Below are 13,928 nucleotides of genomic sequence, written 5' to 3'. Positions count from 1 at the left end.
CGTCACGAATACGGTTCGCGAGCGTACCGCTACTGCTCCGTTCGGACGCTCTGGGCCCCGAGGAGCGTTCCCCTGATCAGGTGGCCGCGCAGTCGGGGTGTCAGTCGTCCGAACAACGAGGACATGGCCGCCAACGATGCGCCGACGTCCTCGCGCGCGTCGAGGTAGGCCCGCCGGTGGGCCTGCGGGAGCGAGAAGAAGCGGTCGAAGAACGCGGGCACCTCGCCGGGCGGCATCGCGAGCAGCGTCTCGAGCCCGCGGCGGCGCAGGGCGTGCACGGTGACCGCGGCGGGGGAGCGCACGACCCGCCGGGCCGCGCGGGCGACGCCGACCGGCTCCGTGCCGCCCCGCAGCGCGTCGGCGAGCACGGTGGCGATGCGGGGGGCCAGGCGCAGCGAGGTCGCGAGGCTGAACCCGGACGCGGGGTGCACGAGCGGGTCGGCCGCGCCGACCGCGACCACCCCCGACGGCGACCGGTGCCGCGGCGAGTCGACGGGGAAGCGCACCTTCTCGACGTCGGCGGGGTCGTCGGGGATCTCGGCGTCGGACAGCCCCGCGGCCCGCAGGCGCGCCCGCAGCCGCGTGCGCAGTTCGGGCATCGGCAGCCCCGGGCGGCGGGCGAGCGAGGTCTCCTCGAGCAGCACCCGGTCGTCGTCGAGGGGCACCGCGTAGAGGAACGTCGGCCAGCCGGGCCGCCCGTGGGTGGGTCGCCAGTCCATGAACAGCAGCCGGTCGCCGCTCACCCGCGAGGCGACCGCGCGGGGCACGACCACGCCGAACGCCGTCTGCTCGGCCCGTCGGCGCCCGCTGTCGAGCTCGTGGGCCGTGCCGCGCCGGGCGAGGGCCTGCCGGGCACCGGTGGCGTCGACGACGACGCGCGCGGTGACGGTGCTGCCGTCCTCGAGGACCAGCCCGGGGTGGCGCCCGGCGCCGGCGGGCGTCGCGCCGACGGCCCGGGCGCGCCGGACGGCCACCGCGGGGTCGGTGAGGTGGCGCTGGAGCGCGGCGGTGTCGAGCACGGCGTACTCGTCGTCGAGCTCGTGGGTGCGCTGGGCGATGGCCACGCCCCGCCCGCGCGCGGCGACGATCTCGCCCGGCAGGTCGTCGGGCAGCTCGTGGACCCAGGCGCCGTAGGTGTGCGTCCACGCCCGCTGCGGGCGGGGGTCGACGAGCAGGGTGCGCAGGTCGCGGGCGGCGCAGGACCGCGCCAGCGCCCGGCCGGCGGGTCCCGCGCCGGCCACGACGACGTCCGCGACCGGGGCGGAGGGACTCACCGGTTGCGGTCCTCCTCGGCCTGCGCCATCTCCTCCAGCGCGGCGCGGTCGGCCTTCGCGCGGGCGTTCCAGCGCCGCATCTCCGGCGGGTAGCCGGTGACCGTGACGTCGTGGCACGCGACCTTCACCGAGCGCGCGAGCTTCTCCGCGGCTCTCGGGGTCCCGACGCGCCGGCGCGTCCACTCGCCGTCGAACGCCACGGCGACCACCGTCGTGTCGGTGGCCGTGGTCTCGGGCTCGACGTAGAACGCGACGCCCTCGCGGCTCTTCGCGAACGCTCGGAGGTGCTCCAGGTCGGCCGGACCGCCCTCGCGGTCGAGCACCTGGCGCTGGCCACCGGCCCCTACCCCGCTGCCACCGCCGCGGCGCCACCTGCTGAAGAGACCCATGCTGTGTCACCTCTTTGGCCAACTCCCGATCATCACCATTGTGCCGGTGTCCGGTTGAGATGGCCGTTGGGTTCGTGACGGCGGGTTCACGTGCTCCCGGTCGCGAGCATGCCGCCGTCGACGCGCACGGTCTCCCCGGTGATCCAGGACGCGGCGTCGGAGACGAGGAACCCGACGAGGGCGGCGACGTCCTGCGGGGTGCCGAGCCGCTTCATCGGGTAGCGGGACGCGACCTCGTCCTCGCCCTGGATGTAGAGGGCCTCGGCGAACTTCGTCTTCACCACCGCCGGCGCGACGGCGTTGACCCGGATCGTCGGGCCGAGCTGGAAGGCGAGCTCCTCGGTGAGGCGGATCAGCGCGGCCTTCGACGCCCCGTAGGCGCCGATGACGCCGCTGGAGCGCAGCCCGCCCACCGACGCCATGTTCACGATGGTGCCCCCGTGCTCGCCCATCCAGGCCCGGTACGCCTCCTGGACGAAGCCGAGCGCGGCGACGACGTTCACGTCGAAGATCTTCGAGACGGCGGCGAGGTCGGCGTGCACCAGCGGGCCGTACTGCGGGTTGATGCCGGTGTTGTTGACCAGGACGTCCAGCGACCCGAACCGCTCGACGGTCCGGTCGACGGCCTCCGTGCGCGCCGCGGCGTCGCCCGCGTTGCCCGCGACCGCCAGCACCCGGTCCGGCGCCCCCAGCGCCGCGGCCGCCTCGTCGAGCTCGGCCTGCTTGCGGGCGGTGATCGTCACCGCGGCCCCGCGCTCGAGCAGGTGGCGGGCGATCCCGTGGCCGATGCCGCGGCTCGCGCCGGTGACGAGCGCCGCACGGCCGGCGAGATCCCGGGGGACAGGGGGCGTGGCGTCGGTCATGCGCGCACCCTAGATCGGGGTGGGACGCGGGGCGCCGCCTACACTGGAGAGTCGGCATTCGTCCGCACCGACACCTCCCCGAGGACCTCCCTGTGATCACCGCGTCCGATCTCGAGCTGCGCGCCGGCTCCCGCGTCCTGCTCGCGGGGGCCACGCTGCGCGTCCAGCCGGGCGACCGGATCGGTCTCGTCGGGCGCAACGGCGCGGGCAAGACGACGTCGCTGCGCTGCCTCGCCGGTGTCGGGGAGCCCTACGGCGGCACGATCCGGTCGACCGGCCCGGTCGGCTACCTGCCGCAGGACCCGCGCGAGGGCGACCTCACCGTGCTGGCGCGCGACCGGGTGCTCTCGGCGCGCGGCCTCGACGAGCTGCTGCGCGAGATGGAGAAGACGCAGAGCGCGATGGCCGAGCTGGCCGACGACGCGGCGCGCGACAAGGCGATCGCGCGGTACGGGCGCCTCGAGGAGCGGTTCGCCGACCTCGGCGGCTACGCCGCGGAGAGCGAGGCCGGGCGGATCTGCTCCAACCTCGGCCTGCCCGGGCGCGTGCTGGCCCAGCCGCTGCGCACGCTGTCGGGCGGTCAGCGCCGGCGCGTGGAGCTCGCCCGCATCCTGTTCGCCGCCAGCGGCGACTCGGGCGGCAACGCGGGCACGACGCTGCTGCTCGACGAGCCCACCAACCACCTCGACGCCGACTCGATCGGCTGGCTGCGCTCGTTCCTCCAGGCCCACGAGGGCGGCGTCGTGGTCATCAGCCACGACACCGAGCTCATCGAGGCCGTGGTGAACAAGGTGTGGTTCCTCGACGCCACCCGCGGCGAGCTCGACGTCTACAACATGGGCTGGAAGAAGTACCAGCAGGCCCGCGCCGACGACGAGGCCCGGCGCCGCCGCGAGCGCGCCAACGCCGAGAAGAAGGCGGGCGCCCTGCAGGCCCAGGCCGCGAAGATGGGGGCGAAGGCCACCAAGGCCGTCGCGGCCAAGCAGATGGCCCGGCGCGCCCAGGCCATGCTCGACGGCCTCGACGACGAGCGCGTCGACGACAAGGTGGCGCACATCCGCTTCCCGGCGCCCGCCCCGTGCGGCCGGGTGCCGATGACCGCCGAGGGGCTGTCGAAGACCTACGGCTCGCTCGAGGTGTTCAGCGGGGTCGACCTCGCGGTAGACCGCGGCTCGCGGGTGGTCATCCTCGGCCTCAACGGCGCCGGCAAGACCACGCTGCTGCGCATCCTCGCCGGCGCCGAGACGCCCGACACCGGCTCGGTGCTGGCGGGCCACGGGCTGCGGACCGGGTACTTCGCGCAGGAGCACGACACGCTCGACATGGAGCGCAGCGTCTGGGAGAACGCCCGCAGCGCCGCCCCGGACACCCCGGAGCAGCAGCTGCGCACGCTGCTCGGCGCGTTCATGTTCTCCGGCGAGCAGCTCGAGCAGCCCGCCGGCACGCTCTCCGGCGGCGAGCGCACCCGGCTCGCGCTCGCCGGCCTCGTGTCGAGCGCCGCCAACGTCCTGCTCCTCGACGAGCCCACCAACAACCTCGACCCGGCGAGCCGGGAGAAGGTGCTCGACGCCCTGCGGCGCTTCGAGGGCGCGGTCGTGCTCGTCACCCACGACCCGGGTGCGGTCGAGGCGCTGGAGCCGGAACGCGTCATCCTGCTGCCCGACGGCACCGAGGACCATTTCTCCGCCGATCACCTGGAACTCGTCGAGCTCGCCTGACTGAACGGTTCTTCACCGAGCGAGTTCGTGCAGCTCCCGAAGGATCAGACAAACGGACGTCGATCACTCCGATCGGCCGAACCGCTTACCGATCACGGGAAATGTGCGATGGCGCACACTCCACTCAACGATCATCATGGGTCGACCGGACCTGCGGTGGGACGAGGGGTGGAACACGAGATGGCCGACCTGAAGAAGGGTGCTCGGATCACCGGCACCCAACGCGACAAGCTCGCCAACGACCTCAAGAAGAAGTACGAGAAGGGCGCGAGCATCCGTTCGCTGGCCGAGTCGACGGGTCGCTCGTACGGATTCGTGCACCGCGTGCTCTCCGAATCGGGCGTGACCCTGCGCGGGCGCGGGGGCGCCACGCGCACGAAGAAGAAGTAGGACAGGACACCTCTCGCCTGCGGGGGCGAGCGAGGGGTATCCCGACCGCGACGGACCCGGTGTACACCACACGCCGGTCCCGAGCGGGCGCCCGCTTGACCTCGACCATCGTCGAGGTCGCACGCTCGTGGGACACACGGTCCTGACGAGCGACGGGAGCGGGCATGGACGCCTGGTCGTTGATGCAGTCCGCGGCACGGGCGGACAGCGTCCCGCGGTCCGTACCGCGGGGGACGCTGCCCCGGATCTGGCGTTTCGCCGGGCGCCATCACCGGACGCTCGCGGTGTTCCTGCTGCTCGCGACCGCCTCGGCCGTGATCGGCGTCGCGACGCCCGTGCTGGCCGGGCGCGTGGTCACGGCGATCACCAACCGGTCGGCGCCGTCGGTCGTGGTCACGATCGCCCTGGTGATCGCCGGGCTCGCCGTCGTCGACGCCGGCCTGACCCTCGGCGAGCGCTGGCTCTCGGCCCGCATCGGCGAGGGGCTGATCTACGACCTGCGGCGTGCGGTGTTCGCGCACGTCCAGCGCATGCCGTTGGCGTTCTTCACCCGCACCCGCACGGGCTCGCTGGTCAGCAGGCTCAACAACGACGTGATCGGCGCCCAGCGCGCCTTCACCTCGACGCTCTCGGGGCTGGTCACCAACGTCATCCAGCTCGTGCTCGCGGTCGTCGTCATGGTGGCGCTCGCGTGGCAGGTGACGCTGCTCGCGCTGGTGCTGCTGCCGATCTTCCTGCTGCCCGCCCGGCGGATGGGCCGCCGGATCGCGTCGTTGCAGCGCGAGTCCGCGGACCTCAACGCCGCCATGACGGGCCAGATGACCGAGCGCTTCTCGGCGGGCGGCGCGACGCTGGTCAAGCTCTTCGGGCGCCCGGAGGCCGAGGCCGAGGAGTTCGGCGACCGCGCCGACCGCGTGCGCGGCGTCGGCGTGCGCACGGCCATGGTCAGCCGCGTCTTCCTGACCTGCCTGACCCTCGTCGCCGCCCTCGCCCAGGCGTCGGTCTACGGCCTCGGCGGCTGGCTCGCCGTCACCGGGCGCCTCGACGCCGGTACCGTCGTCAGCCTCGCGCTGCTGCTGACGCGCCTGTACTCGCCGCTGACCTCGCTGGCGAACGCGCGCGTCGACGTCATGAGCGCCCTGGTGAGCTTCGAGCGGGTCTTCGAGGTGCTCGACCTCGAGCCCGCGCTCAAGGAGCCCGAGCGCCCGGCCCCGCTGCCCGAGGGCCCGGTCGGGGTCGCCGTCCGCGACGTGCACTTCACCTACCCCTCGGCGTCGGCGGTGTCGCTGGCCTCGCTCGAGGAGGTCAGCCGCCTCGACGACCGGGCCGGCCACGAGGTCCTGCACGGCGTGGACCTCGCGGTGGCGCCCGGGCGGATGCTCGCCCTGGTGGGGCCGTCCGGGGCGGGGAAGTCGACGATCGCCTCGCTGATCCCGCGGCTCTACGACGTCGACTCCGGCGTGATCACCGTCGGCGGGGTGGACGTGCGCGACCTCTCGTTCGCGGACCTGCGGGGGGCCGTGGGCGTCGTCACCCAGGACGGCCACCTGTTCCACGACACCGTCCGCGCCAACCTGCTCTACGCGGCGCCGGACGCCACGGAGGCCCAGCTGCGCGCGGCGATGGTGCGGGCGCGGCTCGGCGACCTGCTCGACGAGCTGCCCGCCGGGCTCGACACCGTGGTGGGGGAGCGGGGGCACCGGCTGTCGGGCGGCGAGCGCCAGCGGCTGACGATCGCGCGGCTGCTCCTGGCGTCGCCGCGGGTCGTCATCCTCGACGAGGCCACCGCCCACCTGGACTCCGAGTCCGAGCACGCGGTGCAGGAGGCGCTGACGGAGGCGCTGGTCGGGCGGACCTCGGTGGTGATCGCGCACCGGCTCTCGACGGTCCGGGCGGCGGACACCATCGCGGTGGTCGAGCACGGGCGCGTGGTCGAGCAGGGCACGCACACGTCGCTGCTGGAGCGCGGCGGGCGGTACGCGGACCTCTACCACACCCAGTTCGCGCCGTCGCAGACCGCGGCCTGAGCGATCACTCACTGTGATCTTCGCATCGCGGCCACTCGCCGCTCGACCCCCTGCGGGGCGACGTACCCGCGTGTAGCGTCGTTTCGCGTCCGTGTTCGTTCGCCGCGGCCGTCCGGTGATCACCGCCGGTGTCGGCCGACCAGGGAGGGTTCGTGTCGGCTCCGACCCCGTCCGTGCGCTCCGGTGGTGCCCGGCCCGGTATCGCGCTCGACCCGGCGGCCCCGCTGACCGAGCGCGCGGTCGCCGAGGCCTACGTGGCGTCGGTGTGCTTCAAGCACGGCCCGCCGCGGCTGGTCGGCACCGAGCTCGAGTGGCTCGTGCGCCACGTCGACGACCCCGCCCGCCCCCTCGACCCCGCCGTGCTGGCCCGCGCCCTCGGACCGCACGCCCCCGACACCCTCGGCTCCCTGCGCACCACCAACGGCTCCGGTCCCGCGCCCCTCCCCGCAGGCGGCACGATCACCGTCGAGCCCGGCGGCCAGGTGGAGATCGCCAGCCGGCCCCTGCCCCGCGTCGGCGCCCTCGTCGACGCCGTGCGCACCGACGTCGCGGGTCTGCACACGCTGCTCGCCGCCGAGGGACTCACCACCACCCCGCGCGCGAGCGACCCGCTGCGTCCCCCGCGACGCCTGCTCCAGGTCCCGCGCTACGCGGCGATGGAGGCGACGTTCGACCGGATCGGCCCGCACGGGCGCACGATGATGTGCTCCACGACGGCCGTGCAGGTCTGCGTCGACGCCGGCGAGGGGGACGAGATCGCCCGGCGGTGGGCCGCGCTGCACGAGCTCGGGCCCGTCCTGCTCGCCGCGTTCGCCAACTCGCCCGCCGTCCACGGCCGCCGGACCGGCTGGAAGTCCTCCCGGTGGGCGGCGTGGATGGCGCTCGACCCCGAGCGCACCAGCCCGCCGCGCACCCTCGACGGCGACCCGGCCGCCGAGTACGCCCGTCGCGCGCTCGACACCCGGCTGCTGTGCGTGCGCCGCGAGGGCGCCGACGGCGTGTCCTGGGAAGCGCCCGACGTCACGTTCGCCGAGTGGATCGACGGCGCGCTCGAGCCCGCCCCGACCCGCGCCGACCTCGACTACCACCTCACGACCCTGTTCCCGCCCGTGCGCCCGCAGGGCCACCTCGAGGTCCGCTACCTCGACCAGCAGGCCGGCGACGAGTGGGTCGTCCCGCTGGTCGTCGTGGCCGCGCTGATGCAGGACCCGGACACGGTCGCCCGTGCCCGCGCCGCCGCCGAGCCCGCCGTCGACCGGTGGACCGCCGCCGCGCGCCACGGCCTCGCCGACCGTGTCCTGCGCCGCGCCGCCGGCGACGTCTTCGCGCAGGCGCACCGCACGCTCGCCGGCCCGGCGTTCGCCGACCTCCCGGCCGACGTGCACGAGCTCGTCGACCGCGTCATCAGCGAGCGGGTCCTGCGCGGGCGCTGCCCGGCCGACGACCCGCTCGACGACGCCGAGGCGGGCCTCGCGCCCCTGGCCGGCGCCGACGACCCGCCCCCCGACGACACCGACACCGTCGCCGGGCCCCCGACCCTCCTCGGAGGTGAACGCTCGTGACCGCCGGCACCCCCACCGACCGCACGACCCTGCGCCGCCGTCTCGCCGCCGAGCTGGCGGCGGCCCGGGCGCGCACCCGCTCGCTCACGCACGGGGTCTTCGCGGGCGACGACCCCGACTTCACCCACCAGCACTCCCCGCTGATGTCGCCGTTCCACTGGGACCTCGCGCACATCGCGAACATGGAGGACTACTGGCTGGTGCGCCGCGGCGCGCCCGACACCGACCTGGTCACCGGCGTGCGCGAGGACATCGACCACCTCTACGACGCGTTCACCAACCCGCGCGCCGGGCGCCCGGCGCTGCCGCTGCTCGACCCGGCCGAGGCGCGGGTCTACGGCGACCGGGTGCGCGAGAAGGCGCTCGAGCACCTCGAGGCCGGGTCCTTCGACGAGCGCCGCACGCTCGCCGACGGCTTCGTCTTCTCCATGATCGTGCAGCACGAGCAGCAGCACGTGGAGACGATGCTCGCGACCCACCAGCTGCGCGCCGGCGCGCCGGTGCTGCACGCCGACCCCCCGCCGCCGTCGGTGGTGCCGGGCCTGGCGGGCACCGAGGTGTTCCACCCGGGCGCGCAGTTCCTGCTGGGCACCTCCACCGAGACCGCCGCGCTGGACAACGAGAAGCCCGCCCACCCCGTCACCGTGGCCGACTTCTGGCTCGACGCCGCCCCGGTGACCAACGGCGAGTACGCGCGCTTCGTCGACGCCGGCGGCTACCGCGACCGGTCGTTCTGGTCCGAGGCCGGCTGGGACCACATCACCGGCGAGGGCTGGACCGCGCCGATGACGTGGGAGCAGGTCAGCCAGGAGGACGGGACGCGGCGCTGGCACCGCACGTCGTTCGGCGTGCGCGAGGCGATCGACGAGGTCGCCGACCAGCCGGTGCTGCACGTCTGCTTCCACGAGGCCGCCGCCTACGCCGCCTGGGCGGGCAAGCGCCTGCCCACCGAGGTCGAGTGGGAGTTCGCGGCGCGCCACGACCACGCCACCGGCACCACCCGGCGCTACCCGTGGGGCGACGAGGACCCGACCCCCGAGCGCGCCAACCTCGACCAGCGCCACCTCCAGCCCGCCCCGGTCGGCGCCTACCCGGCGGGCGCGTCCCCGCTGGGCGTGCACCAGCTCATCGGTGACGTGTGGGAGTGGTGCGACTCGGGGTTCGAGGGCTACCCGGGCTTCGAGCCGTTCCCGTACAAGGAGTACTCCGAGGTCTTCTTCGGCGGCGACTTCCGGATGCTGCGCGGCTCCTCGTTCGGCGTCGGCACCCCGAACGCCCGTGCGACCTTCCGCAACTGGGACCTGCCGATCCGGCGCCAGATCTTCTCCGGCTTCCGCTGCGCGCGGGACGTCTGAGAGGTGTGCCGACATCTGGCCCACGTGGGCCCGACCCCGGTCACGCTCGCGTCGCTGCTGACCGAGCCCGCGCACTCCCTGCTCGTGCAGAGCTACGCGCCCGCCGACATGCGCGGCGGCGGCACGGTCAACGCCGACGGCTTCGGCGTGGGATGGCTTCGCCAGGTGAGTGAAATGGGTCGCCATGGCGACCCGTTCCACTCACCTGGCGAAGCCCTCCTGTACCGGCGGGACGACCCGATGTGGACCGACGCGTCGTTCCTCGACCTCGCGCGCGGGGTGACGACGACGGCGCTGGTGGCGGCCGTGCGCTCGGCGACGGTCGGCATGCCGGTGTCGACCGCGGCGTGCGCGCCGTTCCGGGCCGACGGGCGGCTGTTCAGCCACAACGGCGTCGTGCGGGGCTGGCCGCACAGCATGGCCGACCTCGCCGCCACGCTGCCCGCGCTCGACCTGCTGACCCTCGAGGCGGCCACCGACTCGGCGCTGCTGTGGGCCCTGGTCCGCGCGCGCCTGGCCGCCGGCAAGGACGTCGCCGACGCGATCGCGGGCGTCGTCGCCGAGACCCTCGCGGCCGCCCCCGGCTCGCGGCTGAACCTGCTGGTCGGCGACGGCGAGCAGATCGTCGCCACCGCCGTCGACCACGCCCTGTCCTACCGGACGCACGCCGACGGTGCCGTCACCGTCGCCTCCGAACCCCTGGACCCCGACCCCGCCTGGGTCCCGGTCCCCGACGGCTCCCTGCTCGTCGCCCGTCCCGGCGGGTCGCACGACCCACCCGCCGTGACCGTGTCGGCGCTGTGACCCGGCGCCGCCACACCGCCGTTCCCGATGCCGTGAACGCCTGCGCGCGCCCCACCGGGCGCGGGCCCCGACCCCAGGACGTGACCCGAGACCGATGAGCCTGCCCGCGCTCGACATCCATCTCACCGCCGACGACGCCGACGCCGCCCTGCGGGAGGACGCCCGCCGCGGGCTGACCTCCACCCCGAAGGTCCTCACCCCGCAGTGGCTCTACGACGCCCGCGGCAGCGAGCTGTTCGAGCAGATCACCGCACTGCCCGAGTACTACCCGTTCACCGCCGAGCGCGAGGCCCTCACCGAGAACGCCGACGCCATCGCGCGCACCGCCGACGCCGACACCCTCGTCGAGCTGGGCTCCGGGTCGTCGTCGAAGACCCCGGTGCTGCTCGACGCCCTGCACCGCGCCGGGACGCTGCGCCGCTACATCCCGGTCGACGTGTCGCCCTCGGCGCTCGAGGAGGCCGTGCCGGGTCTGATCGCGGCGTACCCGGGCCTCGACGTGCACGGGGTCGTCGCCGACTTCACCAGCGACCTGCGCAGCGTCCCGCGCGACGGCCGCCGGCTCGTGGCGTTGCTCGGCGGCACCCTCGGCAACTTCGAGCCCGACGGGCGCAAGGCGTTCCTCGCCGCGCTCGCCGACGCGCTCGACCCGGGGGAGGCGTTCCTCGTGGGCACCGACCTCGTCAAGGACGAGGCGACGCTGGTGGCCGCGTACGACGACCCCGCGGGCGTCACCGCCGCGTTCGACCTCAACGTGCTCGGCGTGCTCAACCGCGTGCTGGGCGCGGACTTCGACCCCGACGGCTTCGAGCACCTCGCCGTCTGGGTGCCGCAGGCCAGCCGCATCGAGATGCGGCTGCGGGCCCGGCGCGCCATGCACGTGCGGGTCCCCGAGCTCGACCTCGAGATCGACTTCGCCGAGGGCGAGGAGATGCGCACCGAGATCTCGACGAAGTTCACCCGCGAGCGCATCCGCGACGAGCTGGCCGCCGCGGGGTTCTCCCACGACGGGTGGTTCACCGACCCGCAGGGCCGGTTCGCGCTGTCCCTCGCCGTGCGTCGCTGAGGGGCACGAGAGGGGACGAGATCCCCGCGCCCAGGCCCGTGGCCAGCGACGACGCCACCGAGGAGACCGTGGGCGACGGCGTGCGGTCGGTGCTGGGCGCCGTGGCGCCCCGCGGGGCCATGGCCGACAGCGGCGCGCCGCTGGGCACCGGGGCCTCGGCGGGCTCCTCGCTGTCCTCGTCGTCCGTGTCGGGCATCTCCGGTGCGGCTTCCTCGACGACCCAGCTGCCGTCGACGGGCCGGCGCGCGAGCGTGGGCCCGGCCGTGAGCGCCTCCACGGACACCGTGCGCAGGCGCAGGCGCGCCCGCGTGACGTGGCGGGGCGCGCCGTGGACGACGACGGCCACCACCAGCCGCTCGCCGTGCGGGTCGGGCACGGCGTGCAGCACGTGGTGGTGGCCGTCGTCGGTGCTCACGGTCAGCTCCGCGAGCGACGCGGAGACGACCGTGGCGGCCTTGACCATGTCGGCGTGGGCGGCCCCGAGCAGCTCGAGGTCGGCGAGCCCGGGGTGTTCGCCCGGGTCGTCGACGTAGCCGTCGAGGACCAGCCCGCTGTCGACGTCCACGAGTGTGGCGGCGACGATGCGGCGGTCGTCGAGCAGCGGGCGGAGCACCGCCGACAGCCCGTCCGACCGCACGCACGTCAGGTGGCGATGTCGCCCCACCCTCGCGGCTCCCTTTCCGTGACCGGCGTCAGCGCCGGCCGACCTGCTGGTAGTAGCCCTGGTCCTGCGCCGGCACGGACGCCTGCGACGACGGGTCGTCGAGGTAGAAGCGCTGGCCGATGACCTTGAGGTCCCGGCGGGCCATCGCCAGGTTGGCCTGCTGCCGGTTGAGCACCAGGTAGAAGAACAGCTTGTCGTCGCCGTTCGAGTAGATCGGGCGGATGAGGTGGTACTGCGTGTCGAGCGTGATCAGGATGTCCTCGATCGTCTCGCGCAGGCCCAGCTTCTGCATGACGTCGAACTTCGCGCGCACGACCTCGCTGTTGCCGGGGGCGGCGACGTCGAGGTCGAACTCGGCACTGCCTCCGCGTGACCCGAGGGTCATACCGCTGTCGTAGTCGACGATCGCCACGGCGAACGCGCCCTTGATGTTGGCGGCGGCGTTCAGGGCGTACTCGACATCACTCATGGGTTCCTCCGTGTCGGGGTCGCTCCGGGGGAGCGGGTGGTGGTGCTTTCGGGGCCGGCGAGAGCCGTCTGCGGCGCTCGTCCCAGGCGGAGCAGTCCGGCGAGGACGCGCCGCAAGGTCTCGGGGTCGGAGCGCCAGCGCTGGCCGAGCACGCCGGCCGAGTCCTTCGGTGCTCCCGGGTCGCCGTCCGGTCCGGTGTCCGACGCCGGGTCCGGCCGAGGGGCCGGGACTGCGGGCAGGGCGGACGCGGCCGGTGGGCGCCGGGGCCAGGGGAGCTCCGGAGCGATGTCCGGGATCTCCCGCGCCGGCGGCGGCGCCGATGCCGCCGCCGTGCGTGACGGTCCCCGTGCCGCGACGCGCGCCGGCGGCGGCGCCCAGGGCGTCGCCGGGACGGACCGGGGCGGGGGCGCCGGCGCGGGGGCCGGTGCCTCGTCCCGCGGTCGCGAGGGGGCCGGGCCCGGCGGGGCGGGCAGCGCGGCCGGGGCTCCCGGCGTCGTCGCGGCCGTGACCGTCGCCGGACCTGCGCCCGTCGGCGTCGCTGCCGGCGGGCGGGTCGGGGGTGGGACGCGGTCCGGCCACGGGGTGGACCGGGCCGCGAGGGGCGGCGTCGCCGAGGGTGTCGACGACGGACCCGCGGGGAGCTCGGGCGGCCCGGCCGGAGCCGGGGCCCGGCCCGCCGCGGGGGCCTGGGGGGCGGTGAGGGCCGCGAGGCGCCGGCGGGCGAGGGCGAGGTTGCCGCCGTCGCGCCGGACGCGCAGGTAGATCCAGCCGGTGATCGGCGTGCCGACGGCGCGCAGCAGGTGGTGGGCCGTGTCGGTGGTGACGATGACGTCGTCGAGCGCGAGGTCGCGGTCGCCCGCCACGCCCGCGGCGCGCCGGCCCCACCCGAGCACGGCGGCGGCGGTGCCCTCGTCGGTGCCGACCTCCGCGACCACACGCCGGTCGTGGCCGTCGGGGTCGGTGTCGGTGAGCAGCGCGTGGGCGAAGCCCGGGAGGTCGCGCAACGAGGTGAGCAGCAGCGCGGGCTGCGCGGGCGCGGCGGGGGACATCACGGCGGCGGGGCTCGGTGGAGCTCCCGGGGCGGGCCCTGTGGGGGTCGCCGGACGTGTCGCCGCCGTGGTCACGGAATCCTCTCGCTCGCTGCTCGGTGGAGTCACGAGCCTAGGTACGAGAGTTACGGAGAGCAATTGGCCGTTCGGCTGACAGTGCCTAGCCGGGTGATGCAACCGTTCGTCCGTGGACGGAGTGATTACTCTACGCCGAACGGCCGTGTGGTCTCAGTGTTCCCGGAAAGCGTCGACGCACGAGGGTGACGCCGTGACCGGAACGGCGGATCGACAGCCTCGG

The 13,928-nt window shown here is 74.9% G+C and carries 13 protein-coding genes; 7 read left to right on the top strand and 6 right to left on the bottom strand.

The window, feature by feature from the left end; all coding sequences use genetic code 11:
* Positions 1-29: 29 nt before the first annotated feature.
* The 3 genes from WCD58_RS00785 to WCD58_RS00775 form a co-directional block, all read right to left on the bottom strand.
* A complete protein-coding gene (locus WCD58_RS00785; protein WP_337698727.1) occupies positions 30-1,274 on the bottom strand; it encodes a lycopene cyclase family protein in 1,245 nt (414 codons plus the stop codon).
* The gene (locus WCD58_RS00780) at positions 1,271-1,663 is read right to left on the bottom strand and encodes a hypothetical protein (RefSeq protein WP_337698726.1); all 393 of its coding nucleotides are present in this window, start codon (positions 1,661-1,663) and stop codon (positions 1,271-1,273) included. Before WCD58_RS00780 ends, WCD58_RS00785 begins: the two co-directional genes overlap by 4 nt.
* A gap of 86 nt (positions 1,664-1,749) precedes the next feature.
* Positions 1,750-2,526: an SDR family oxidoreductase gene (locus tag WCD58_RS00775; protein ID WP_337698725.1), complete on the bottom strand. Its 777-nt coding sequence runs from the start codon at positions 2,524-2,526 to the stop codon at positions 1,750-1,752.
* A 92-nt stretch (positions 2,527-2,618) separates the two neighbouring features.
* Between WCD58_RS00775 and WCD58_RS00770 the strand changes: the two genes are divergently transcribed.
* The 7 genes from WCD58_RS00770 to egtD all read left to right on the top strand — a co-directional run bounded on the left by WCD58_RS00770 (position 2,619) and on the right by egtD (position 11,448).
* Positions 2,619-4,244 carry an ABC-F family ATP-binding cassette domain-containing protein gene (locus tag WCD58_RS00770; protein ID WP_337698724.1) on the top strand — a complete coding sequence of 542 codons (1,626 nt, stop codon included), beginning with the start codon at positions 2,619-2,621 and terminating at the stop codon, positions 4,242-4,244.
* A gap of 180 nt (positions 4,245-4,424) precedes the next feature.
* Positions 4,425-4,634, top strand: coding sequence for a helix-turn-helix domain-containing protein (locus WCD58_RS00765; protein WP_133828818.1), 210 nt, complete (start codon positions 4,425-4,427; stop codon positions 4,632-4,634).
* A gap of 164 nt (positions 4,635-4,798) precedes the next feature.
* The gene (locus tag WCD58_RS00760; protein WP_337698723.1) at positions 4,799-6,661 is read left to right on the top strand and encodes an ABC transporter ATP-binding protein; all 1,863 of its coding nucleotides are present in this window, start codon (positions 4,799-4,801) and stop codon (positions 6,659-6,661) included.
* A gap of 152 nt (positions 6,662-6,813) precedes the next feature.
* A complete protein-coding gene (gene egtA / locus WCD58_RS00755) occupies positions 6,814-8,223 on the top strand; it encodes an ergothioneine biosynthesis glutamate--cysteine ligase EgtA (protein WP_337698722.1) in 1,410 nt (469 codons plus the stop codon).
* Complete coding sequence (gene egtB, locus WCD58_RS00750; RefSeq protein WP_373696166.1) at positions 8,220-9,578, top strand: ergothioneine biosynthesis protein EgtB; 1,359 nt, start codon at positions 8,220-8,222, stop codon at positions 9,576-9,578. The genes egtA and egtB overlap by 4 nt, the downstream gene beginning before the upstream one ends.
* A 3-nt stretch (positions 9,579-9,581) precedes the next feature.
* Positions 9,582-10,382: an ergothioneine biosynthesis protein EgtC gene (egtC, locus tag WCD58_RS00745; RefSeq protein WP_337698721.1), complete on the top strand. Its 801-nt coding sequence runs from the start codon at positions 9,582-9,584 to the stop codon at positions 10,380-10,382.
* Between the two features lie 94 nt (positions 10,383-10,476).
* A complete protein-coding gene (gene egtD / locus WCD58_RS00740) occupies positions 10,477-11,448 on the top strand; it encodes an L-histidine N(alpha)-methyltransferase (protein WP_337698720.1) in 972 nt (323 codons plus the stop codon).
* Here egtD and WCD58_RS00735 read toward each other — a convergent pair.
* Genes WCD58_RS00735 through WCD58_RS00725 form a run of 3 tightly spaced genes read right to left on the bottom strand, consistent with a single transcriptional unit; the run spans position 11,399 to position 13,633 of the window.
* Positions 11,399-12,112, bottom strand: coding sequence for a hypothetical protein (locus WCD58_RS00735; protein WP_337698719.1), 714 nt, complete (start codon positions 12,110-12,112; stop codon positions 11,399-11,401). The two genes, egtD and WCD58_RS00735, sit on opposite strands and share 50 nt — an antisense overlap.
* Before the next feature lie 28 nt (positions 12,113-12,140).
* Entirely contained in the window at positions 12,141-12,581 is a 441-nt protein-coding gene (locus WCD58_RS00730) for a hypothetical protein (RefSeq protein ID WP_337698718.1), read from the bottom strand.
* Positions 12,578-13,633, bottom strand: coding sequence for a hypothetical protein (locus WCD58_RS00725; RefSeq protein ID WP_337698717.1), 1,056 nt, complete (start codon positions 13,631-13,633; stop codon positions 12,578-12,580). The genes WCD58_RS00730 and WCD58_RS00725 overlap by 4 nt, the downstream gene beginning before the upstream one ends.
* Positions 13,634-13,928 lie beyond the last annotated feature (295 nt).

This window comes from Actinomycetospora flava (assembly GCF_037400335.1).
Classification (GTDB): Bacteria; Actinomycetota; Actinomycetes; order Mycobacteriales; family Pseudonocardiaceae; genus Actinomycetospora; species Actinomycetospora flava.
This window is presented reverse-complemented; position numbering and strand designations above follow the sequence as displayed.